Source organism: Nocardia pseudovaccinii NBRC 100343, assembly GCF_001613225.1.
In the GTDB taxonomy this organism is placed as follows: Bacteria; Actinomycetota; Actinomycetes; order Mycobacteriales; family Mycobacteriaceae; genus Nocardia; species Nocardia pseudovaccinii.
Window position 1 is genome coordinate 1 of sequence record NZ_BDBY01000199.1, and the last position, 21,208, is coordinate 21,208.

Consider the following 21,208-nt stretch of genomic DNA (forward strand, 5'->3'; position numbering starts at 1 on the left):
GCGAACACGCCGCGCCGCAGGCGCGGCAGAATGTCACAGTGAACACCATTGCCACCGCGGACCTCGCCGACGAGATCGGCCCCGAAATCCGTAGCTGCGATACGCAGTTCATCCAGTTCGGCGGGCGCGCGGAGTTCTCCGGGCGCATCACCACGATCCGCTGCTTCCAGGACAACCTGCTGGTCAAGCAAACGCTGGGCGAGCCGGGCAACGGCGGCGTGCTCGTCGTCGACGGCGACGCCAGCGTGCACACCGCATTGGTCGGCGACATCATCGCCGGACGCGGTGTGGCCAACGGCTGGTCCGGCGTCATCGTCAACGGTGCGGTGCGCGACTCGGCCATCCTGCGCACGCTCGATATCGGCATCAAGGCGCTGGGCACCAACCCGCGCAAAAGCACCCAGACCGGCTCGGGCGACCGCGATATCCCGGTGGAATTCGGCGGCGTCACCTTCGTGCCCGGCCACATGCTCTACAGCGACCACGACGGCATCGTGGTCCGTGCCGAAGACTGAGCGGCTAGACCGCCGCCACCCTGGCCCGGTGACCGGCGATGGCCACAATGTCGCCGACATGCAGTTGCCGTCCGCGACGCAGTTCCACCTCCTCGTTGACCCGTACCAGACCCGCGGCGATCACCGTCTTGGCCTCCGATCCGGAATCGATCAAATTGGCCAGCTTGAGGAACTGACCGAGTCGAATGACGTCGTCATCGATCGGCACATCGACTGCATCGGACATGGGATACATCCTTACTCCGTGGCCGTCGAACCGGAAATCCAACCCCCATGCAAGCGACCTAGACACATGGATGACACTCCGATAACCGACATGCCCGGGTGGTCTTCGAGCACCACTACCGCGGCACCGTACACACTGGTGCTGTGACAACCACGCACGCCGGGCAACACATCGACACCGAAGCACCCTCGGAGAGATCGGCACCACCGGTTCCGCACCGCGGACACGGACGGTTGCGCGAGGTCCCACATATCGCGGGTCTGCTCCTTGGCGTGTTCGCCGTGCTCTGCTTCCTGTGGAGCCTCTCGCCCGGACTGCGGTATCTGACGCATGTACCGCGTCGCTACATCGACCTGTACTACTTCGACGCACCGGATACCAGCCTGGTGTGGGCGCTGGTGGTCGGTCTGCTCGCGGGGGCGACGGCGAGCCGCAAGCGAATCGCCTGGTGGTTGCTGCTCGGCTATATCGCGCTCTACGCGCTGGCGAATGTGCTCGAATTCGCCGACGAGGGCAATATGCACGCGCTGGTGGCCGCGGTGGTTCAGCTCGCCGCGATCGGCGTGCTGCTCGCGTCCTGGCGGGAGTTCTACACCAAGGTGCGCCCGGGGGCGGGCTGGAAGGCGTTGGGCGTACTGGCCGGCGGTCTCGCGGTCGGCTGTCTGCTGGGCTGGGGTCTGGTGGAGTTGCTCCCCGGTTCGCTGCCCCCTGGCGTGCAGCGGCCGCTGTGGACGGTCTATCGGGTGACCGCCGCAATCTTGGTCGACAACGAACATTTCGACGGCCATCCGCGCCCGTTCGTCAACTTCCTGCTCGGCCTCTTCGGCGCCATCGCGCTGCTGGCCGCGGTGGTCATCCTGCTGCGGTCGCAGCGTGCCGGCAATGCGATGACCGGCACCGACGAGTCCGCGATCCGCGGTCTGCTGGAACGCTCCGATGTCGAGGATTCGCTCGGCTACTTCGCGACTCGGCGCGATAAGGCGGTGGTCTTCGCACCGAGCGGCAAGGCGGCGCTGACCTATCGCGTCGAATTGGGCGTCTGCCTCGCCAGTGGCGATCCGATCGGCATTCGCGAGGCCTGGCCGCAGGCGATCGATGCGTGGCTGCAGCTGGCCGACGAATTCGGTTGGGCGCCAGCGGTCATGGGCGCGAGCGAACTCGGTGCGACGGCGTACCGGCGCGCCGGACTTTCGGCGCTGCGCCTCGGTGACGAGGCCATTCTCGACACCAGGACCTTCTCGCTCGCGGGCCCGGAGATGAAGCAGGTCCGCCAGGCGGCGAACCGGTTGCGCAAGCACGGGATCACCGTGCGGATCCGCCGCCACCGCGATATCCCGGCCGAGGAGTTCCGGCAGGTGATCGCCCGTGCCGATGCCTGGCGCGATACCGAAACCGAGCGCGGCTTCTCCATGGCGCTCGGCCGCCTCGGCGATCGGTTGGACGGCGACTGCCTGCTGGTCGAGGCGGTAAATTCGCAGGAGCAGGTGCTCGGCATGCTGTCGCTGGTGCCGTGGGGACGCACCGGTGCGTCACTCGAACTGATGCGTCGAGATCCACACGGCCCCAACGGTGTCATGGAGCTGATGATCTCCCAGCTCGCGCTGACCTCCGAACAGCATGGCATCACCAAGGTTTCGCTGAACTTCGCGGTATTCCGCTCCGTCTTCGAAGAGGGCGGACGCATCGGCGCCGGACCCGTGCTGCGGCTGTGGCGCGGTGTGCTGCTGTTCTTTTCGCGCTGGTGGCAGTTGGAGGCGCTGTACCGGTCGAATGTGAAGTATCAGCCGCACTGGGTGCCCCGGTTCTTCCTATTCGAGGAGCGCAGGCAACTACCTCGGGTGGCCATCGCCAGTGCGCTCGCCGAGGGCTTCCTACCGCGCTTCGGCAAGGAACCCGAGACCATCACCCACACCGGTCTGCACAGTGCGGTACCCGCGGGTATCACCGGCCTGCACACCGACGGCAGTCCGCCGGATCTGCCGGACAACGTCGGTGTGGAACAGCTTCCGCGCCGCCCGGAGCAGGTGCGGGTGCGCATGGACAAACTCGACCGGCTCGCGTCCGCCGGAGTCGATCCCTATCCGGTCGCATACCCCCCGACACATACCGTTGCGGCAGCGCGTCGTTCACCGCGCGGCACCACGGTGCGGGTCTGCGGCCGACTGCTGCGCATCCGCGATTACGGCGGTGTGATCTTCGCGGTGGTCCGGGACTGGACCGACGATATCCAGCTGGTTATCGACCGCGATCGGGTCGGTGCCGAACGCAGCGCCGAATTCGGCGAATTCTTCGACCTCGGCGACCTCATCGAGGTCAGCGGCCAGATCGGGCACAGTCGACGCGGTGAACTCTCACTGCTGGCCGCGGACTGGCGGATGATCGGCAAATGCCTGCATCCGCTGCCGGACAAGTGGAAGGGCCTGGCCGATCCCGAGGCCAGGGTGCGTCAGCGCTACGTCGATATGGCGATCAATCCCGAGGTCCGCGAGGTGCTGAGCAAGCGGACCGCGGTGGTGCGCTCGCTGCGGGATTCGTTGAACGCCTGGGGATATCTCGAGGTGGAGACCCCGATACTGCAGAAGGTGCACGGCGGGGCCAATGCGACTCCGTTCCTCACCCATATCAATGCCTACGATCTGGATCTGTATCTGCGGATCGCGCCCGAGCTGTATCTCAAGCGGCTGTGCGTCGGCGGTATGGAGAAGGTCTTCGAAATCGGGCGCAACTTCCGCAACGAGGGCGTGGACTTCAGCCACAATCCGGAGTTCACCAGCCTGGAAGCCTATGAGGCACATGCCGATTACGAGCGGATGATGCAGCTGGCCCGCCAGCTCATCCAGAACGCCGCGCAGGCCGCCAATGGTTCGATGGTCGCAATGCGACCCAAATCGGACGGCTCCTTCGAAGAGGTGGACATCTCCGGTGAGTGGACGGTGAAGACCGTGCACGGCGCGGTATCGGAGGCACTCGGCACCAAGATCAACTCGCAGACCACAATCGACGAGCTGCGCGAACTCTGCGATAAGGCGGAGGTGCCGTATCAGCACGGCTGGGATGCCGGGCAGGTCGTACAGGAAATGTACGAGCATCTGGTCGAATCTCATACGGAGCAGCCGACTTTCTACATCGACTTTCCCACCTCGGTCTCCCCGTTGACCCGTGCGCACCGCAGCATCCCCGGCGTGACCGAACGCTGGGACCTGGTCGCCTGGGGCGTCGAATTGGGTACGGCCTACAGCGAACTCACCGATCCGATCGAACAGCGCCGCAGGCTCACCGAACAGTCGATGCTCGCGGCAAACGGCGATCCGGAAGCGATGGAGCTGGACGAGGACTTCCTGCAGGCGCTCGAACACGCGATGCCTCCGACCGGCGGATTGGGCATGGGCGTGGACCGCATCGTCATGTTGATCACCGGCCGCAGCATCCGCGAGACGCTGCCCTTCCCATTGGTGAAGCCGCGGTGAAGACCTCACTATGAAATATTGCAATCGGGGAAAGTTTCCCAATCGGTAATCGCCCGGTAGCCTTGATGATTCGGCCCCGGGAGGAGGCCGTTACCTTCGACACTGGGGATGCATATGTATCTTGACCTGCTGACCAACACAGCTCTGCTGGACCCGCAGGTGTGGGCGAGCGCGGACACCCTGTCCAACTCCGACACTCTGGCATCGGCAGTGGAGTTCGCGGCCAAGAAAAAGAAGAAGAGCAGCAGTGGGCTGATCATCGGCGGCATCTGCTGCCTGGTCGTCGTCGCCCTGATCGTCGGCGGCATCTACCTGCTGACCCAGCGCAAGAAGCAGCAGTAAATCCACGAAAACGGCCCGGCTCGCATCGCGAACCGGGCCGTTTCGGTATTTCGGACTAGATGGCGGTGCGTTCGGAGGCCACCTCGGCCTCGAGCAACAGCTCGTCATCGAGTTCGCCGTGCGGCTGCGCCCGCACCGACTTCAGCACCACCACCGCCGCGACCAGCGCGGCGACCACCAGTGCGGCGCCGATCCAGAACGCCAGGTGGAATCCGTTGGTGAGCGCCACATTTGCCGCGACACCGTCCTTCAGCAGATGTTCGGTCCTGCTCGCCGACAGGGTGGCCAGCACCGCCAGACCGAGCGCGCCACCGACCTGCATGGTGGTGTTGGCCAGACCCGAGGCCAGCCCGGCCTCCTGCGGCTCGACCCCCGACATCGCCAGATTCATCAGCGACGGGAAGGCCAGACCAGCACCGGTACCGAACAGCACCATCGGGCCGAAGATGTCGATCCAGTAGCTGCCGTCCACCGGCGCCTGGGTCAGCCAGAGCAGCGCCACGAGGATCAGCAGCAGACCGGGAATCAGCACCTTGCGGGCGCCGAAGCGCATCACCAGATGTTCGGAGTAGCGCACCGACAGCAGACCCATGATCGCCGCGACCGGGAAGAAGGCCGTGCCGAGCTGGATCGGCGAATAGCCGAGCACTTGCTTCAGGTACAGCGAACCCATGAAGAACATGCCGAACATGCCCGCCACGGTCAGCACCTGGATCACATTGGCGCCGGACAGATTCCGCGAGCGGAAGATCTTCAGCGGCATCAGCGGAGTGGCCGCCGTCGCCTCCCGCGCGATGAATCCGCCGAGCAGCACCAGCGCGGCCGCGCCGAGCGCGAGCGTGACCGGATCGGTCCAGCCGTATTCCGCCGCCGGTTTGACGATCGTGTAGACGCCGAGCATCAGCGCCGCCGTGATCAGCACGGCGCCGGGCACATCCGCGCCGTCCTTCAGTCCGGCGCCCTTGTCCTTGTCCAGGATCTCGAGCGCGCCGAGGCCGACCGCGATGCCGATCGGCAGGTTGACCAGGAAGATCAGCCGCCAGTCCAGGGCGGTCAGGAAACCTCCGAGCAGCAGGCCGATCGCGCCACCGGCCGACGCGACAAAGGCGTAGCGACCGATCGCCTTGGCCTGCTCGCGCGGATCCGGGAACATCGCGAAGATCATGCCGAGGATGACCGCCGAAGTCATGGCGCCGCCGATGCCCTGCAGGAAGCGGGCCGCGATGAGGGTTACCTCGTTGACAGCCGCACCGCACAGCGCCGACGCCAGGGTGAAGACCACCAGACCGGACAGGAACATGGTGCGGCGACCGATCAGGTCACCGAGTCGGCCTGCCAGCATGAGCAGGCCGCCGAAGGAGATCAGATATCCGTTCACCACCCAGGCCAGACCCGATGCGGTGAAGCCCAGGTCGGTCTGGATATCCGCGAGCGCGACATTCACGATCGTCGCATCGAGCACGATCATCAGCATGCCGCCGCACAACACATAGAGGGCGAGCCAGCGCTTGCTGTCCGAACCGGCCGGGGCGTCCCCCGCCTGTCTATGTCGTTCTTTTGCTTCCGTCACCACAGACGCCTTCCACCCGAAGATCGTTACTGTGGCACGCTAGCAATGGTTAGTCCTAAAAGACAACTAATTAATTCAGTTGAAGAATCGACTGATATGCTGTAGTTCATGACTGTTGCCCCGGAGCAGCGCGCCAAGCGCAGCTACCACGACGCCTGCGGTGCCGCTCGCGCGCTCGACCTCGTCGGCGAGCGCTGGACCCTGCTCGTGGTGCGCGAACTACTCCTGGGCCCCAAGCGCTTCACCGATCTGCGCGCCGGACTGCCCGGCATCAGTCCCAATGTGCTCTCGCAACGGCTCGAGGAACTCGTCCAGATCGGTGTCGTGCACAAGCGCAAGCTGCCGCCGCCGGTCGCCGCCGCCGTCTACGACCTCACCGATTGGGGACGCGAACTCGACGACGTGATCGTCGCGCTCAACCGCTGGGGGGCCCGCACCCCCAACAGTTACAGCTGCTCGGACATGTCCACCGATTCGCTGATAGTCACCCTGCGCACCTTCTTCCAACCCGCCCGTGCCGCAGGCGTGCACGCCGACTACGACTTGTACTTCACCGGATCCGATTCCGGCACAGACGAATTCCACGCGATCGTCGCCGATGAAACCCTGGGCATCAGCCGTGGCGCGACCGGTTCCGCAACCGTCGCCATCCACACCACGGTCCCTGTCTTCATCGCCGTCACCGTCCAAGGCCGACCGCTGGCCGAAAGCCTGGCCTCCGGCGAAACCAAGATCAGTGGGCCGCCCGCTGCCGTCGAACAATTCGTCAGCTTTTTCGAGCTGCCCCCGGAGTGCACCGCGAATCCCCCGAAGTAAGCGGCGGCGAATCTACCACCGGTCGATTTCGGTCAGATCGATGTCGATCTCGAACGGAACACTCAGACGCAGGCGGTCATGATGGATCCCCGTGAGCGCGTATGCCTTTGTGGCGGGATCGAGTTCGTAGACATAGACCACCGGACGCCCGTCGACATTCTCGACACGCCAGAAGTGGGTGATGCCTGCGCGGGCATACAGCTGGGGCTTGCGCTCACGATCACGAGTGCGAGATTCCACCGACACGACCTCGATGGCGAGCACGACGTCATCGGCCTGGTATGTCGTCAGCTCCGGACCACCATCGCGGTCGGCATGTACTGCGATGATGTCAGGTTCTGGTCGCTGGTCACGTCCCAGCGTCACTGTCATTTGCCGTCGAACCCTCAGATGTGCGGGTGCCTGTCCGTGCAAAGATATCTCCAGCAGTGAAACGGCCAACATATGGAACTTGGTCTGTCTGGCCGCGACGACGAGACTTCCGTCGATCAACTGCGAATGCGGTGGCAGCCCTGGCAATCGGTCCAAGTCCTCGGCGGTAAATCCACCCGGCGGCGGTCGCAGCCACTGTGGAAAGGGCTCGCTGGTCACAGCAGCGAGTATGGAGCCGGTACAACCGATTCAATCGGCCACACGCAACAGGATGGATGCCGAACGCAGGGCAGCGATCTTCGGCGCGGCGCTGGTTCACCCTGATATCGGCGCGGAGTCCGGATACGGCAGAGTGGGCGAGGTGCAGTTGATATTCGTTCGTCATGCTCAGCCGTTGCGGGTGCAGACCTCCGGCGGACCGGCCGATCCCGGATTGGCGCCGGTCGGCCTAGAGCAGGCCGAACGGGTGCCTGCGGCACTGAGTCAGCATCGGATCAGTCGGATCGTGAGCAGTCCGCAGCTACGGGCGCGGGAGACGGCCGAGCCGACCGCGGCGAAACTCGGGCTCGCGGTGGATGTGATCGACGATCTGGCCGAATACGATCGCGACCTGCCCTCCTACGTTCCGATCGAGGATGCCAAGGTCGAATTCACGGCCGTCTACGACCGGATCAAGTCCGGACATCTGCCCGAACAGATCGATGCGACAGCCTTCATCACCCAGGTGCGCGATGCCATCACCTCGATCGCCGCGCACACCGATCCGGCCGATACGGTGCTCGTCTTCGCGCACGGCGGGGTGATCAATGTGTTCCTGCAGGAAGTGCTCGGCCTGGCCCGGCCGCTGACCTTCCCGATCGACTATTGCTCGATCACCCGGATCCTGTTCTCCCGCAGCGGCCGCCGGACCGCGGCGACCATCAATGAGAACGGCCACGTGTGGGATCTGTTGCCGCGCAATATTTCACAGCAACCTTGATGGTTGTTCCCAGACTCGGTCATTCACAGTCGACTGCCAGAATGATCGCACCTCAATCCCAGTGACGGAGCCTTCGATGGGACCGGTGAGCCGCCGTACCAGCGACTCACCATCCGCGAGAAAGGAACCGTTTTGCTCTCCAAGACAAGGCGTAACGTCGCCCGAGTCGCCGTCGCCGCCGCATTGATCGCCATGCCGCTCGGCGCCCTCGCCGTCACTGCCTCCGCGGCCGAGCCCGATGCATCCGCCCAGTCCGTATCGGGTCCGATTCCATTGCAGGGCACAGATATCGACCGTCACCACCACCATCACCACCACCTCGGCGACGGTGGCGACAACCAGGGTCCATGGTTCCCGGGACCCGATAACGGCCTCCCTGGCCCTGGACCGCAGCCCTTCCAGCCGCCGACCGGCTCCGCGGGCTGATCACGGTAGTAGAAAGCGAAAGGCCACCTCTCCATCCGGAGGAGAGGTGGCCTTCGCTATGTGGCTATGGAATCAGGCCATGCCCGCGATCCAGTTGTGCATCCAGGAGATAGCGGTCTGACCGCCGCCCACCGGGTAGCTGCCGTAGAGCGTATGCGCGTGCGAGTTGTAGAACCGCTCCAGATCCTTCGCTCGCTGCTGGTTGGCGGACTCGGTGAGCTGCGACTGCAGCGTCGGGATGCCGCCGAGGTTCATCAGGTCGTTCATGATGGCGCCCGCCTCGAGCTGGTAGCGCCAGAGGTTGGCCGGATTTGCCTCCGAGGTCTGCGCGAGGAAGCCGGCGAACCGGGTAACGAAATCGTCGGTGGCGGTTGCGCAGTAGAGATCGTCGAGCGCGCAGATGGTGCGGGTGCGATCGCTGAGCCAGCCGAAGCCGCCGACCCGAGCGCCGCCGGCGCCCGCGCCCGGCGCGACCGGTCCGACCTGGATGTCGGTGGGCGAGCGGCGCGGATCGGAGATCAGGCCGACACCCGCGATCCGGTCCGCCGGAATCGGGCTCAGGCCGGTGCCGATTTCGGCGGCAAGATCGCCAGCCGCATCCGCACCCTGGCTGTAGCCGACGATCGCGATCTTGGTGCCGCCACAGCTCTGCGCCATCGCGGTGGCAAGGCCACGGGCGCGATCGGTCGCTTCCTTCTTGGACGCGCCGTAGACATCGCCTTCCCACGGGAAGGCGGTCGCGGCATATGTCACGTAATCGACATCCACCGACCGGCCGAGACCATTGGTTACGCCGGACAGCATGCCGGGCTGCGGCGTCTTGTCCTTTCCGGTCTCCCAAGTACCGGGAATCGCAACCACATAGAGGCTCGGGCAGCCCGGATCGGCCGTTACCGAACCGCTACCGAGGACTACGCCGGATGCTACAGCCGCGCACGCACCGAGTGCGGCGGCCACCTTCTTCAACCGCATACCGCTCCAGTTCAAAACATCGCCCCTTGCGAGAGCTAGCTCCGACAGTCTTTTGCCAACCGTGCTGACCTCGGCGGATGTCGGTCCAGTGCATATCGGGTCACCCACCGGTATGACACACACGTCGCAACCCACATCCCAAGATCACGCACCACGCCGCAGATCACAATAAGGCAACGCCTCGACCTGCGCCATTCGAACTCGTTACCGTGTCCGATTCCCGTCAGCGCGCCCGCCGAAAACGGCTCCGCTCAGCGACCTTCGGCGTGTCGCGCCAAGATCGGATACGTAGGCGTGGCAAACGATAAGGGCGCCTGTGGATTCGAGATCCACAGGCGCCCTTTCCGCTCCGGTAAGAGAGGTTTATCGTTGCGCGACTGCCGTCGGCGGGATCGGCGCGGGCAGCGCGGTCTCGCCCTCGAGGAACTTGTCGACCGCGGACGCGGCGGCGCGGCCCTCGGCGATGGCCCAGACGATCAGCGACTGGCCGCGGCCCATATCACCGGCGACGAATACGCCGGGAACATTGGTCGACCAGTTCTTATCGCGCTGGACATTGCCGCGCTGGTCGTAGCCGACGCCAAGACCTTCGAGCAGGCCCGGCTTCTCGGGTCCGGTGAAGCCCATGGCGAGCAGCACCAGATCGGCCTCGAGGGTGAAGTCGGTGCCTTCGACCTTCTCGAAGCGGCCGTTGACCATCTTGACCTCGTGCGCCTCCAGCGCGGTGACCTTGCCGTCCGCGCCGACGAAACGCTCGGTGTTCACCGAGAACACCCGTTCGCCGCCCTCCTCGTGCGCCGAGGACACCCGGTACATCAGCGGGTAGGTCGGCCACGGGGTGGAGGAGGCGCGCTCCTCCGGCGGCCGCGGCATGATCTCGAACTGGTGGATGCTGGCCGCGCCCTGACGGTGCGAGGTGCCCAGACAGTCCGCACCGGTGTCGCCGCCACCGATGATGACGACCTTCTTGTCCTTGGCGTGGATCGGCGGCAGCCCGTTCTCGTCGGTGACATCGTCGCCGAGCTGCACCCGGTTGGCCCACGGCAGGAACTCCATCGCCTGGTGGATGCCGTCCAGATCCCGGCCCGGGATAGGCAGGTCACGCGCCAGGGTGGCGCCACCAGCCAGCACGATCGCGTCGAACCGCTCGCGCAGCTGCGCGGCGGTGATATCGACACCGACGTTCACCCCGGTCTTGAAGATGGTGCCCTCGGCCTCCATCTGCGCGAGCCGACGGTCGATGAAGCGCTTCTCCATCTTGAATTCCGGAATGCCGTAGCGCAGCAGGCCACCGATGCGGTCGGCGCGCTCGAAGACGGTCACGGTGTGACCGGCCCTGGTCAGCTGCTGTGCGGCGGCCAGACCGGCCGGGCCGGAACCGACCACGGCGACCCTCTTGCCGGTGAGGCGGGTCGGGTAGACCGGGGTCACCCAGCCCTCGTCGAAGGCGTTCTCGATGAGCTCGACCTCGACCTGCTTGATCGTCACCGGATCCTGGTTGATGCCGAGGACACAGGACGCCTCGCACGGCGCCGGGCACAGCCGCCCGGTGAACTCCGGGAAGTTGTTGGTCGCGTGCAGCCGGTCGATGCCCTCACGCCACTGGCCCTTGTGCACCAGGTCGTTCCACTCCGGGATGAGATTGCCCAGCGGACAGCCATTGTGACAGAACGGAATACCGCAGTCCATACACCGGCTGGCCTGGGTCTGCAGGGTCTGATGCGAGAAACCCTGCTCGTAGACCTCTTTCCAGTCCATCAGGCGCAGCGGAACCGGACGACGCGTCGGCAGTTCCCGTTTGGTGTGCTTCAGAAATCCTTGCGGGTCAGCCACGTGCAGCCTCCATAATCGCCTCGTCGACATCCATGCCGTTCTTCTCGGCCTCGGAGATCGCGAGCAAAACCTTCTTGTATTCGCGCGGCATAACCTTCACGAAGTGGTTCACCTGCTGGGACCAGTCGCTCAGAATGCGTTCGGCGACAGCCGAACCCGTCTGATCGCGGTGCTGGGTGACGATGTCGCGCAGCCAGGTGAAGTCGTCACCGGCGAGCTGCTCGACCGCGTCGGCCTGCTCGGGGTTGAGCTTTGCCTCGAAGGTGCCGTTCGGGTCGTAGACGAAGGCGACACCACCGGACATACCGGCGCCGAAGTTGCGGCCGGTCTCACCGAGGATGACCACCCGGCCACCGGTCATGTACTCACAGCCGTGGTCACCGACGCCCTCGACCACCGCGGTGGCACCGGAGTTGCGCACGGCGAACCGCTCGCCGACCACACCGTTGATGAAGGCCTGGCCGCTGGTGGCGCCGAACAGGATCACGTTGCCCGCGATGATGTTCTGCTCCGCGACGAAGTCGGCCGGTGCGTTCAGCGACGGGCGCACGATCAGATGGCCGCCGGAAAGGCCCTTGCCCACATAGTCGTTCGCGTCGCCCTGCACCCGCAGCGTGATGCCCGCGGGCACGAACGCGCCGAAGCTGTTGCCCGCGGAACCGGTGAAGGTGATGTCGATGGTGTCGTCGGGCAGGCCCGCGCCACCGTAGAGCTTGGTCACCTCGTGGCCGAGCATGGTGCCGACGGTGCGGTTCACGTTCGTGATCTTGGTTTCGAACTTCACCGCCTGACCGCGCTCGAGCGCATCGGCGCTCTGCGCGATCAGCTGCACGTCCAGCGCCCGGTCCAGGCCGTGGTCCTGGGTCTTGGTGCAGTACCGGTCCTGGCGCATGAATGCCGTCTCGACATCGTCGAGGATCGGCGACAGGTCCAGCTTGCTGGCCTTCCAGTGCGCCTTGGCCTGGGAGGTGTCGAGCATATCGACCCGACCGATGGCCTCGTCCAGGGTACGGAAGCCCAACTCCGCCAGCAGTTCCCGGACCTCCTCGGCGATGAACAGCATGAAGTTCTCGACGAATTCCGGCTTGCCGGTGAAGCGTTCGCGCAGCACCGGGTTCTGCGTCGCGACACCGACGGGGCAGGTGTCGAGGTGGCAGACCCGCATCATGATGCAGCCCGAAACCACCAGAGGCGCAGTGGCGAAACCGAATTCCTCGGCGCCGAGGAGTGCGGCGATCATCACGTCGCGGCCGGTCTTCATCTGGCCGTCGACCTGCACGACGATGCGATCGCGAAGTCCGTTGAGCAGCAACGTCTGCTGGGTCTCGGCCAGGCCGAGCTCCCAGGGGCCGCCCGCATGCTTCAGCGAGGTCAGCGGCGAGGCGCCGGTACCACCGTCGTGGCCGGAGATCAGCACCACGTCCGCGTGCGCCTTCGACACACCGGCCGCAACCGTGCCGACACCTGGCTCCGCAACAAGTTTCACGTGAATCCGCGCCTGCGGGTTCGCGTTCTTCAGGTCATGGATCAGCTGCGCCAGATCCTCGATGGAGTAGATGTCGTGATGCGGCGGCGGCGAGATCAGGCCGACGCCGGGCGTCGAATGCCGCACCTCGGCGACCCACGGGTACACCTTGTGCGCGGGTAGCTGACCGCCCTCACCGGGCTTGGCGCCCTGGGCCATCTTGATCTGGATATCGGTGCAGTTGGTCAGGTAGTGCGCGGTGACACCGAAGCGACCCGAGGCGACCTGCTTGATCGCCGAACGCCGCCAGTCACCGTTCTCCTCGACCTCGAAGCGGGCCGGATGTTCGCCGCCCTCACCGGAATTCGAGCGACCGCCGAGGCGGTTCATCGCGATCGCGAGGGTCTCGTGCGCCTCGGAGGAGATGGAGCCGTAGCTCATCGCGCCGGTGGAGAACCGCTTGACGATGGCGCTGGCCGGTTCGACCTCGTCGATCGAAATCGGCTTGCGCTCACCGGTCCTGAACTTGAACAGGCCGCGCAGCGAGGCCAGCCGCTCGGACTGATCGTCGACCAGCTTGGTGTACTCCTTGAAGATCGAGTACTGACCGCTGCGGGTGGCGTGCTGCAGCTTGAATACGGTGTCCGGGTTGAACAGGTGGTACTCACCCTCGCGCCGCCACTGGTATTCACCGCCGACCTCGAGCTCGCGGTGCGCGCGCTCGTTGCGGTTCTCCAGGAACGCCACGGTGTGCCGGGCTGCCACATCGGCGGCGAGCTCGTCGAGGCCGATGCCGTCCAGATGCGAACGCAGGCCGGTGAAGTACTCGTCCACCAGTTCCTGCGACAGGCCGATCACCTGGAACAGCTGCGCGCCGGTGTAGGAAGCGATGGTGGAGATGCCCATCTTGGACATCACCTTCAGCACGCCCTTGCTCGCGGCCTTGTTGTAGTTCGCGACGGCCTTGCGGTAATCGGCGGCCAGATCGCCGGTGCTGCCCGGCATCTGGAGCCCACCGCGCTCGAGCAGATCCTCGATGGTCTCGAAGGCCATGTACGGGTTGATCGCGGCCGCGCCGAAGCCGACCAGCATGGCCATGTGGTGCACCTCGCGGGCGTCACCGGCCTCGACGACCACGCCGACCATGGTGCGAGTGCGTTCACGCACCAGGTGGTGGTGCACCGACGAGGTCAGCAGCAGCGACGGAATCGGCGCCAGCTTCTCATTGGACTCGCGATCGGACAGCACGATGATCCGCGCACCGCCCTCGATGGCGGCCGAGACCTGGGTATTGATGGCCTCGAGCGCCTTGCGCAGGCCCTTGCCACCCTTCTTCACCGGGTACAGACCGTGCACGACCACCGAGCGCAGCTCCGGATGCGAGCCGTCGTCGTTGATGTGGATGAGCTTGGCCAGCTCGTCGTTGTCCAGAATCGGCTGCGGAATGGTGATCTGGTGGCAGGACTCCGGGCCGGGATGCAGCAGGTCGGCTTCCGGGCCGAGTGCCCGGCGCAGGCTGGTCACCACTTCTTCGCGGATCGCGTCCAGCGGCGGGTTGGTCACCTGCGCGAACAGCTGGGAGAAGTAGTCGAAGAGCAGCCGGGGGCGCGAGGACAGCACCGCGATCGGGGTGTCGGTGCCCATCGAGCCGAGCGCCTCACCGCCGGTCTTGGCCATCGGCGAGATCAGCAGGTTCAGCTCTTCATTGGTGTATCCGAAGATCTGCTGGCGGATCAGCACGCGATCGTGCGACATGTGCACATGCGGGCGGTCGGGCAGATCGGCCAGCTTGGTCACGCCGGCGTCCAGCCATTCCTGGTACGGGTGCTCGGCGGCCAGCTGGCTCTTGAGCTCCTCGTCGCCGACGATGCGGCCCTGCGAGGTGTCGACCAGGAACATGCGGCCCGGCTGCAGCCGGACCTTCTGGACGACCTTGGCCGGATCGATATCGAGGACACCGACCTCGGAGGCCATGACGACCAGACCGTCATCGGTGACCCAGATGCGGCTGGGGCGCAGGCCGTTGCGGTCGAGCACGGCGCCGACCACGGTGCCGTCGGAGAAGCACACCGACGCCGGGCCGTCCCACGGCTCCATCAGCATCGAGTGGTAGCGGTAGAACGCCCGCCGCTGCGGGTCCATGTTCTCGTTGCGTTCCCAGGCCTCGGGAATCATCATCAGCACCGCGTGGGGCAAGCTGCGGCCGCCGAGGTGCAGCAGTTCCAGCACCTCGTCGAAGCGCGCGGTATCGCTCGCCCCCGGGGTACAGACGGGGAAGATCTTCTGGAGGCGGTTGTTGCCCGCTTCGTCGATGCCGAAGACATCCGAACGCAGCAGTGCCTCGCGAGCCCGCATCCAGTTCTCGTTACCGGTGACGGTGTTGATCTCACCGTTGTGCGCGACCCGGCGGAACGGATGCGCCAGCGGCCACGACGGGAAGGTGTTGGTGGAGAACCGGGAGTGCACGATGCCGAGGGCGGACTCCATCCGGCCGTCCTGCAGGTCAAGGTAGAACGCGCGCAGCTGCGGAGTGGTGAACATGCCCTTGTAGACGAAGGTCTGACCGGACAGGCTCGGGAAGTACACCGACTCCTTGCCGACCGCACCCTCGCCCGCACCGGCCTTGCCCAGTTCGTGCTCGACGCGCTTGCGCACCACGTAGGCCCGGCGCTCCAGATCCATGCCCGACAGCTGCTCGGCCGAACCCTTCGGCGAGCCGATGAAGATCTGGCGGAAGGTCGGCATGGCGTCGCGGGCCAGGGCACCCAGGGTGGACTCGTCGGTGGGCACCTCGCGCCAGCCGAGCACGGCGAGGCCCTCGGATTCGACGATGCGCTCCAGGCCGTAGGCGGCCTTGGTCGCCTCGCGGCGGGCCTGCGGCAGGAAGGCAATACCGGTGGCGTAGGAGCCCTCCGGCGGCAACTCGAAATCGACCACGGCACGGAAGAATCGGTCCGGAATCTGGATCAGGATGCCGGCGCCGTCACCACTATTGGGTTCGGCACCTGCGGCACCGCGGTGCTCCAGGTTCAACAGAGCGGTAATAGCCTTGTCGACGATGTCGCGGCTGCGGCGGCCGTGCATGTCGACGACGAATGCGACACCGCAGGCGTCGTGCTCGTTCGCCGGGTCATAGAGCCCGATGGGTCCGGGGGACCTGTGGCCAGGAAGTTGCGTCATGCCTCTGCCTTCAAGAAAGTCGGCCTCGATGAATCGGCCTATGGGAAAGGGGCCTTTCGTCGATTGCCTCCGTCAAGACTGCGCCTGTACGTTGCGAAACCAGCCGCGCTGATGGCCTTCTTCGTGCAGTCACGTCTCCAGTTGTCCACCCGCTGCGATGACGTAGGGGTGCTCGTCGGTAACGGAACGCTTACGTGTTCCTTACCTCCGCACGGGTGCGCGCCCGCTACGCTTGGGCACCGGATTTCCGAGCCCGAGCGGGCGCTATTGCCGAACATTGTTGTGTTCGGCATTAAGAGCAAACGATAAGTCAGGTCCTGGGCCCAACCAACTTAGGTCGTGCTAATAACCGGGTCTAGCTGGGCTTCTTCAATTGGTCCTCCACGTGTGCGCGTCGTCCAGTGTAAAGCAGCGAACGCGGTGCGATCGATCCCCTTGGCACCGGGTGCCAAGCAGCGAGAACGGGCGCCCAGGACCCGCACCACGCCGCACCAAACACCCCGAGAACCGGCGCTCACCTGCATCGAAGTGGATTTCCCCTGCTTCGGGCGGGGCAAACCCGATGCGCGGTGGCTAACTCGCCAGCGGGCTGGATGAGAGATTTCCGACAGGGGTGTGACAAGCACACAACCCGATCCGACCGTCCGGACTCTTTTGCTCGATGTGGGATTCAGCACATTTCCAGCAATCGAATTCGAGTGGTTTACAACACATTTACATCGGGCGACACCAGGTGCCGACGATTTGCGGCTTGCAGCACACCCAGCTAGGGACCGCACAACGCGGTGGCGGCACGGACCAGCGCCGCCTGATGCAGCGCATCGCGGCCGGACGCGAGCATCCCGAAAACGGGCGATGCCAGGCGCAAGACACAGTTCCGACCGGTGAGCTCGGCGCGGCGCAGTGCGAGTTGGTCGACGATTTCCACATTCACCCGGTCGATCACCGGGCGCACCGACGCCAGGTCGGGCGGCGTGCTCGGCACCGCGGCCGGATCGAAGCGCCAGCGGGTGACCAAGCCGCGCTGGACGATCTTGTTGGCCTCGATCTGTCCGAAGAACACCTGGTAGATCCAGCTTTCCGGAAGTCCGCGGTCGGCTCCGAGGCGCACCATCGCGTCGTATACCTGCGCTTCGCGTTCCGGATCGTCGATCGAGGGCCTGCCGCCGTTCTGAGCGGCGGCCGCCCATTTGGCCGCGGCGACGGCGTCGGCGGTATCCAGGCGTTCGGTCACCAGAGCGACGATGCGATCCAAGACCGGATCGTCATCGAGTGTTTGCGCACGGCTATCGGGGGCGGCCATCAACAGCGCCGCTGCCACACACACCAAAACCCTTGCCGAGCCTCGGAAAAACACTCGCAACACCCCGTTCGTCGGCTCGTTCCGGTGCGGTCATTCCTGCCAGATTAAGGGTGAGCGGGCGCACAGGTCCGGCGGTCGAACCGAATTCTGTGAGCCTGACCACATCCCAGGCCGCATGCTCGGTGTGTCGCGGTCGCGCCTGTCACGCTGTGACAACGAATCAGTGACGGCTTCGGCGGGTTTTTCGAGCGACCTGCAAGCAGTCGCTAGCGAGCCGCCACTTTGACTTGGGATGTAGAGGATGTGGGATCCCATGACAGTCACCGGCTTGTTCACCTGGCTCGGTGGAGGTGTCGGGCGCGAGCAGGGTGGGACCGAATTCGACTATCCGCATGAGCGGGCGGATTATGCCGTGAGCGGCGCGGTGGTACTGCTGTTCGCGGCGGTGGCCGGGATCGTCGGCACGGTCGCACTTGCCACGGCCGATGCCATGCCGCTGTTCGCGATCGTGTTCGTCGCGCTCGTCGTCGCACTGCTGGCGGGTGCGGTGGCTCGTACCCTCGCGACCGCACGACCGGCCGGTGGTCCGGATCGCCGCGGCCTCGCCGGACGGATCGCAGTCGCGGTGGTGGCCGGGGTCCTGGTCGCAGAACTCGCTTCGACGGTGCTGTTCGGCGGCACCATCGACCGGCTGCTCGATGAAAAGGCGCAGCGTGCGGTCGATTCCGCACCTGCGGTGGTCACCGCGCGGACCGAACTCGATCGCGCCAAGGGCGATCGCGCCGCACTGGACCAGTCGATTACCAAGGCGCAGGCCGATATCGACCACGCGCTGGTGATCGCGCGCTGCGAATACAACCCGACGCCGGAATGCCCGCAGACCAGGATCACCGGTGTGCCCGGTCGCGGCCCCGAATCGCAGACCGCCAACGCGATGCTCGACGACGCGCGAAAGCAGCTGGCCGCGGCGCAGGATCGGGTGGCCGGACTGGATCAGCGGATCACCGAGGACCAGAAGGCACTCGACACCGCCGGTTCCGCCGCCTTCGCCGATGCCGATCGCGGCCTCGGCGCGCGCTGGCTGGCCATGAACGACTACACCACCGGTACGGCGGGCGCATTCCTGCTGCGGGTGCTGAGCATCCTCACCTTCGTCCTGCTCGCGCTGCTGCCGCTGATCCTGCGGTGGTGGCGCGGGGAGACCTCACTCGATCGGCGACTGGCCTTCCACACCGTGCAGGACCGCGCCGAGCGCAGCGCCGACGCCGCGATCGCGGTGAAACGCGCCGAGGTGCGGGCCGAGGCCGAAAACCTGCGCACCGAACAACAATTGACCGCTGCCCGGCTGGCCGTCGAGGCCGATACCGCCATCGATCGGGAGCGTCAACGCACCCGGATCATCGCCGCCATCGGTGGGTTGGAAATCGGCATCACGGACCCGGGGCGAGGCGAACTTCCAGCCGGAACGGCTGGCGACCGAGAGGACAGCTCCGTGTCTCATGAGGTGACCCCCAATCTTCCGGCCACCGTGCGTGCGGGTGCGCTCGCACCGACCGGCGGCGCAGGCGCGGTGGTGCCGCATACCGCCTCGGCCGCCCCCAAGGGCGGCGGCCTGGAACTTCCGCTGATCGGCACCGTGCCGTTCTCCGATACCGCGGCCCGCTTCATCCGACCGCTGGTACCCGCGTTCGTCGCCAATGCGATCGACACCGCCACCCACCCGCTGCGCACCGCACGCCAGGCATTCGAAGAGGTCGAGGAGATCACCTTCACCCTGCGCCGCACCCGCAAGGTGACCGTCGACTCCCAGGATTCGCACGCCCCGGCAATGACCCAGCCCCCGCACCCCGGCTACCAATTGCCCGCCACCCCCGAGTCCTGGCACGCCCAACGCGTCGCAGCCACCGTCGTCGACGCGGACTACACCCAGCACCCCCACTACTCCGCCCTGCCCCAGCCCACCCCCCAGGGCTACGGCCTCCCCCAGGCCGACCGCCACGACGAACTCTCGACCCGCCCCCGCAACGAACTCCCCGGCCACCGCGGCCCAAGGGAACTGCCGCCCGCCAACTGACCAGTCACCGGCAGCGCTGACTGCCATCGACATCGCTGCGGCGCATTAGTCTGCAACGCATGCCCGACAGTGACTTGCGGACCGTGCCGGATGCGGGGGCTGCCCCTTGGGGGTCGCGGCTGCTCGGGTCGGCAGCGGAGTCGGCGGGGAAGCGGCGGATTCGGGTGCAGTTGCTGTTGACGGTGCCGTTGTTGATCGCGAATGTCACCGGGATCACCGTCTCGATCGCCTTGATCGGCTTCGTATTGCCCGGGCCGACGGTGTTCACCAGGCGGCTGGTGCTGCTCAATTTCGTTGCGACACCGCTGTACGGGGTGCTGGCGCTGCTGATCGGGATGTGGTGGGGCACGACGCGCGGGCTGCGTGCGTTGCGCTGGGCCATCGATCCGGATCAGGTGCCGAACGAGGCGGAACAGATCGCGGCCACGCGGGTGCCGATGCTGCTCGTAGGGTGCCAGGCGGTGCTCTGGCTGGGCGGGATGGCGCTGCTGACCACGCTGTACGGACTGTCGGATCCGGCGCTGATTCCGAAAATCGTCTTCGGCATCGGGATCAGCGCGATCGTGGTGTCCGCCAACAGTTATCTGATCATCGAGTTCGCGCTGCGACCCTCGACCGCGCGGGTACTGGAGGCGGCGGCCTCACGAAGGCGGCGCGGTATCGGTGTCTTCGGCCGGTCGATTCTGGCCTGGACGCTCGGCTCCGCGGTGCCCGTCGCAGGCTCCATGGTGCTCGCCATCATGGCACTGACCATGGACACCGTGAGCACGGCGCGGTTGGCGGTGTGCGTGCTGGCGCTCGGCGGGGCCGGGCTCTGCTTCGGTCTATTGCTGATGGCGCAGACGCTTTCGGCGACGGTCGCACCCATTCGAGGAGTGCGGCGCGCGCTGCGTCGGGTGGAGGACGGCGATCTCGATGTCGCCGTCACGGTATACGACGGCACCGAATTGGGTGAGTTGCAAAGCGGATTCAATCGCATGGTGGCGGGACTGCGTGAGCGCGAACAGATCAGGGACCTGTTCGGCAGACATGTCGGCCACGAGGTGGCGGAGGCTGCGCTCGAGCGCGAGCCGAATCTCGGCGGGGTGGAGCGCGAGGCAGCCGTGCTGTTCATCGACATCATCGGCTCGACGACCATGACCGCCACCCGTCCCGCCACCGAAATCGTCGCCATCCTGAACAGTTTCTTCGAGATCGTGGTCGACGAAGTCGAAGGGTGCGGCGGCCTGCTCAACAAGTTCGAGGGCGACGCGGCACTCGCCGTCTTCGGGACGCCGGCACCGCTCGACGACGCGGCGGGCGCGGCCCTGTCGTGTGCCCGGACCATCCGAAACCGCTTGACCGCCAAGGCATCCGATTTCACCGCCGCCATCGGCGTTGCCGCGGGCCGCGTCGTCGCGGGCAATGTCGGCGCACACCAACGCTACGAATTCACCGTCATCGGCGATGCGGTCAACGAGGCCGCCCGACTCTGCGAACTCGCCAAAACCGACCCCAACCGCCTGCTCACCTCGGCATCCACCATCGGCGCCGCCGATCCGTCCGAGGCAACGCACTGGCAGCTCGGCGAATCCGTCACCCTCCGCGGGCGCGTCACACCGACCCGACTGGGCAGGCCCCGGTAGGACGAGCGCCACCGATCAGCACCCGCCGGTGGCGAAGTCCCGA

15 protein-coding genes are annotated in these 21,208 nt (G+C 65.9%); 8 read left to right on the forward strand and 7 right to left on the reverse strand.

The window, feature by feature from the left end; genetic code table 11:
- The first annotated feature begins 38 nt into the window (after window positions 1–38).
- Window positions 39–515 carry a ribonuclease E activity regulator RraA gene (rraA, locus tag NP3_RS25325; protein ID WP_084508966.1) on the forward strand — a complete coding sequence of 159 codons (477 nt, stop codon included), beginning with the start codon at window positions 39–41 and terminating at the stop codon, window positions 513–515.
- 4 nt (window positions 516–519) lie between these two features.
- On the opposite strand, the gene NP3_RS25330 is transcribed toward rraA, so the two are convergent.
- Window positions 520–741, reverse strand: a complete 222-nt coding sequence (locus NP3_RS25330; protein WP_040685709.1) for an RNA-binding S4 domain-containing protein — start codon at window positions 739–741, stop codon at window positions 520–522.
- Between the two features lie 143 nt (window positions 742–884).
- Between NP3_RS25330 and lysX the strand changes: the two genes are divergently transcribed.
- Window positions 885–4,208, forward strand: coding sequence for a bifunctional lysylphosphatidylglycerol synthetase/lysine--tRNA ligase LysX (gene lysX, locus NP3_RS25335; protein WP_084508968.1), 3,324 nt, complete (start codon window positions 885–887; stop codon window positions 4,206–4,208).
- A gap of 114 nt (window positions 4,209–4,322) precedes the next feature.
- On the forward strand, window positions 4,323–4,550 hold the full coding sequence (locus tag NP3_RS25340) for a hypothetical protein (protein WP_063044106.1): 228 nt from the start codon (window positions 4,323–4,325) through the stop codon (window positions 4,548–4,550).
- Between the two features lie 55 nt (window positions 4,551–4,605).
- Here the strand turns inward: NP3_RS25340 and NP3_RS25345 are convergent, their stop codons facing one another.
- On the reverse strand, window positions 4,606–6,120 hold the full coding sequence (locus tag NP3_RS25345; protein WP_063824908.1) for an MFS transporter: 1,515 nt from the start codon (window positions 6,118–6,120) through the stop codon (window positions 4,606–4,608).
- A gap of 108 nt (window positions 6,121–6,228) precedes the next feature.
- Between NP3_RS25345 and NP3_RS25350 the strand changes: the two genes are divergently transcribed.
- Window positions 6,229–6,936, forward strand: a complete 708-nt coding sequence (locus tag NP3_RS25350; RefSeq protein ID WP_063044108.1) for a winged helix-turn-helix transcriptional regulator — start codon at window positions 6,229–6,231, stop codon at window positions 6,934–6,936.
- A gap of 12 nt (window positions 6,937–6,948) precedes the next feature.
- Here NP3_RS25350 and NP3_RS25355 read toward each other — a convergent pair whose 3' ends face one another.
- Window positions 6,949–7,527 (reverse strand): Uma2 family endonuclease, encoded by a 579-nt coding sequence (locus NP3_RS25355; protein ID WP_063044109.1) that lies wholly within the window; start codon window positions 7,525–7,527, stop codon window positions 6,949–6,951.
- 142 nt (window positions 7,528–7,669) lie between these two features.
- Between NP3_RS25355 and NP3_RS25360 the strand changes: the two genes are divergently transcribed.
- Window positions 7,670–8,287 (forward strand): histidine phosphatase family protein, encoded by a 618-nt coding sequence (locus NP3_RS25360; protein ID WP_063044137.1) that lies wholly within the window; start codon window positions 7,670–7,672, stop codon window positions 8,285–8,287.
- A 132-nt stretch (window positions 8,288–8,419) separates the two neighbouring features.
- On the forward strand, window positions 8,420–8,713 hold the full coding sequence (locus NP3_RS48230) for a hypothetical protein (RefSeq protein WP_157124541.1): 294 nt from the start codon (window positions 8,420–8,422) through the stop codon (window positions 8,711–8,713).
- A gap of 72 nt (window positions 8,714–8,785) precedes the next feature.
- Here the strand turns inward: NP3_RS48230 and NP3_RS25370 are convergent, their stop codons facing one another.
- The 4 genes from NP3_RS25370 to aroQ all read right to left on the reverse strand — a co-directional run bounded on the left by NP3_RS25370 (window position 8,786) and on the right by aroQ (window position 17,484).
- Complete coding sequence (locus tag NP3_RS25370; RefSeq protein ID WP_084508960.1) at window positions 8,786–9,685, reverse strand: cutinase family protein; 900 nt, start codon at window positions 9,683–9,685, stop codon at window positions 8,786–8,788.
- A gap of 363 nt (window positions 9,686–10,048) precedes the next feature.
- Window positions 10,049–11,518 carry a glutamate synthase subunit beta gene (locus NP3_RS25375; protein WP_063044111.1) on the reverse strand — a complete coding sequence of 490 codons (1,470 nt, stop codon included), beginning with the start codon at window positions 11,516–11,518 and terminating at the stop codon, window positions 10,049–10,051.
- Window positions 11,511–16,163 (reverse strand): glutamate synthase large subunit, encoded by a 4,653-nt coding sequence (gene gltB / locus NP3_RS25380; protein ID WP_063044112.1) that lies wholly within the window; start codon window positions 16,161–16,163, stop codon window positions 11,511–11,513. The genes NP3_RS25375 and gltB overlap by 8 nt, the downstream gene beginning before the upstream one ends.
- A 766-nt stretch (window positions 16,164–16,929) precedes the next feature.
- Window positions 16,930–17,484 carry a gamma subclass chorismate mutase AroQ gene (gene aroQ / locus NP3_RS25385; RefSeq protein ID WP_063044113.1) on the reverse strand — a complete coding sequence of 185 codons (555 nt, stop codon included), beginning with the start codon at window positions 17,482–17,484 and terminating at the stop codon, window positions 16,930–16,932.
- 295 nt (window positions 17,485–17,779) lie between these two features.
- On the opposite strand from aroQ, the gene NP3_RS25390 reads away from it, so the two are divergent.
- Together NP3_RS25390 and NP3_RS25395 are read left to right on the forward strand one after the other, a co-directional pair.
- Entirely contained in the window at window positions 17,780–19,540 is a 1,761-nt protein-coding gene (locus tag NP3_RS25390; protein WP_063044139.1) for a DUF4407 domain-containing protein, read from the forward strand.
- 59 nt (window positions 19,541–19,599) lie between these two features.
- A complete protein-coding gene (locus tag NP3_RS25395; protein WP_063044114.1) occupies window positions 19,600–21,165 on the forward strand; it encodes an adenylate/guanylate cyclase domain-containing protein in 1,566 nt (521 codons plus the stop codon).
- Window positions 21,166–21,208: the final 43 nt, after the last annotated feature.

Coding starts and splice junctions, on each gene's coding strand:
- NP3_RS25330 (WP_040685709.1), bottom strand. CDS start 741: ATGTCCGATGCAGTCGATGTGCCGATCGATGACGACGTCATTCGACTC.
- NP3_RS25390 (WP_063044139.1), top strand. CDS start 17,780: ATGACAGTCACCGGCTTGTTCACCTGGCTCGGTGGAGGTGTCGGGCGC.
- NP3_RS25370 (WP_084508960.1), bottom strand. CDS start 9,685: ATGCGGTTGAAGAAGGTGGCCGCCGCACTCGGTGCGTGCGCGGCTGTA.
- NP3_RS25350 (WP_063044108.1), top strand. CDS start 6,229: ATGACTGTTGCCCCGGAGCAGCGCGCCAAGCGCAGCTACCACGACGCC.
- NP3_RS25395 (WP_063044114.1), top strand. CDS start 19,600: ATGCCCGACAGTGACTTGCGGACCGTGCCGGATGCGGGGGCTGCCCCT.
- NP3_RS25340 (WP_063044106.1), top strand. CDS start 4,323: ATGTATCTTGACCTGCTGACCAACACAGCTCTGCTGGACCCGCAGGTG.
- gltB (WP_063044112.1), bottom strand. CDS start 16,163: ATGACGCAACTTCCTGGCCACAGGTCCCCCGGACCCATCGGGCTCTAT.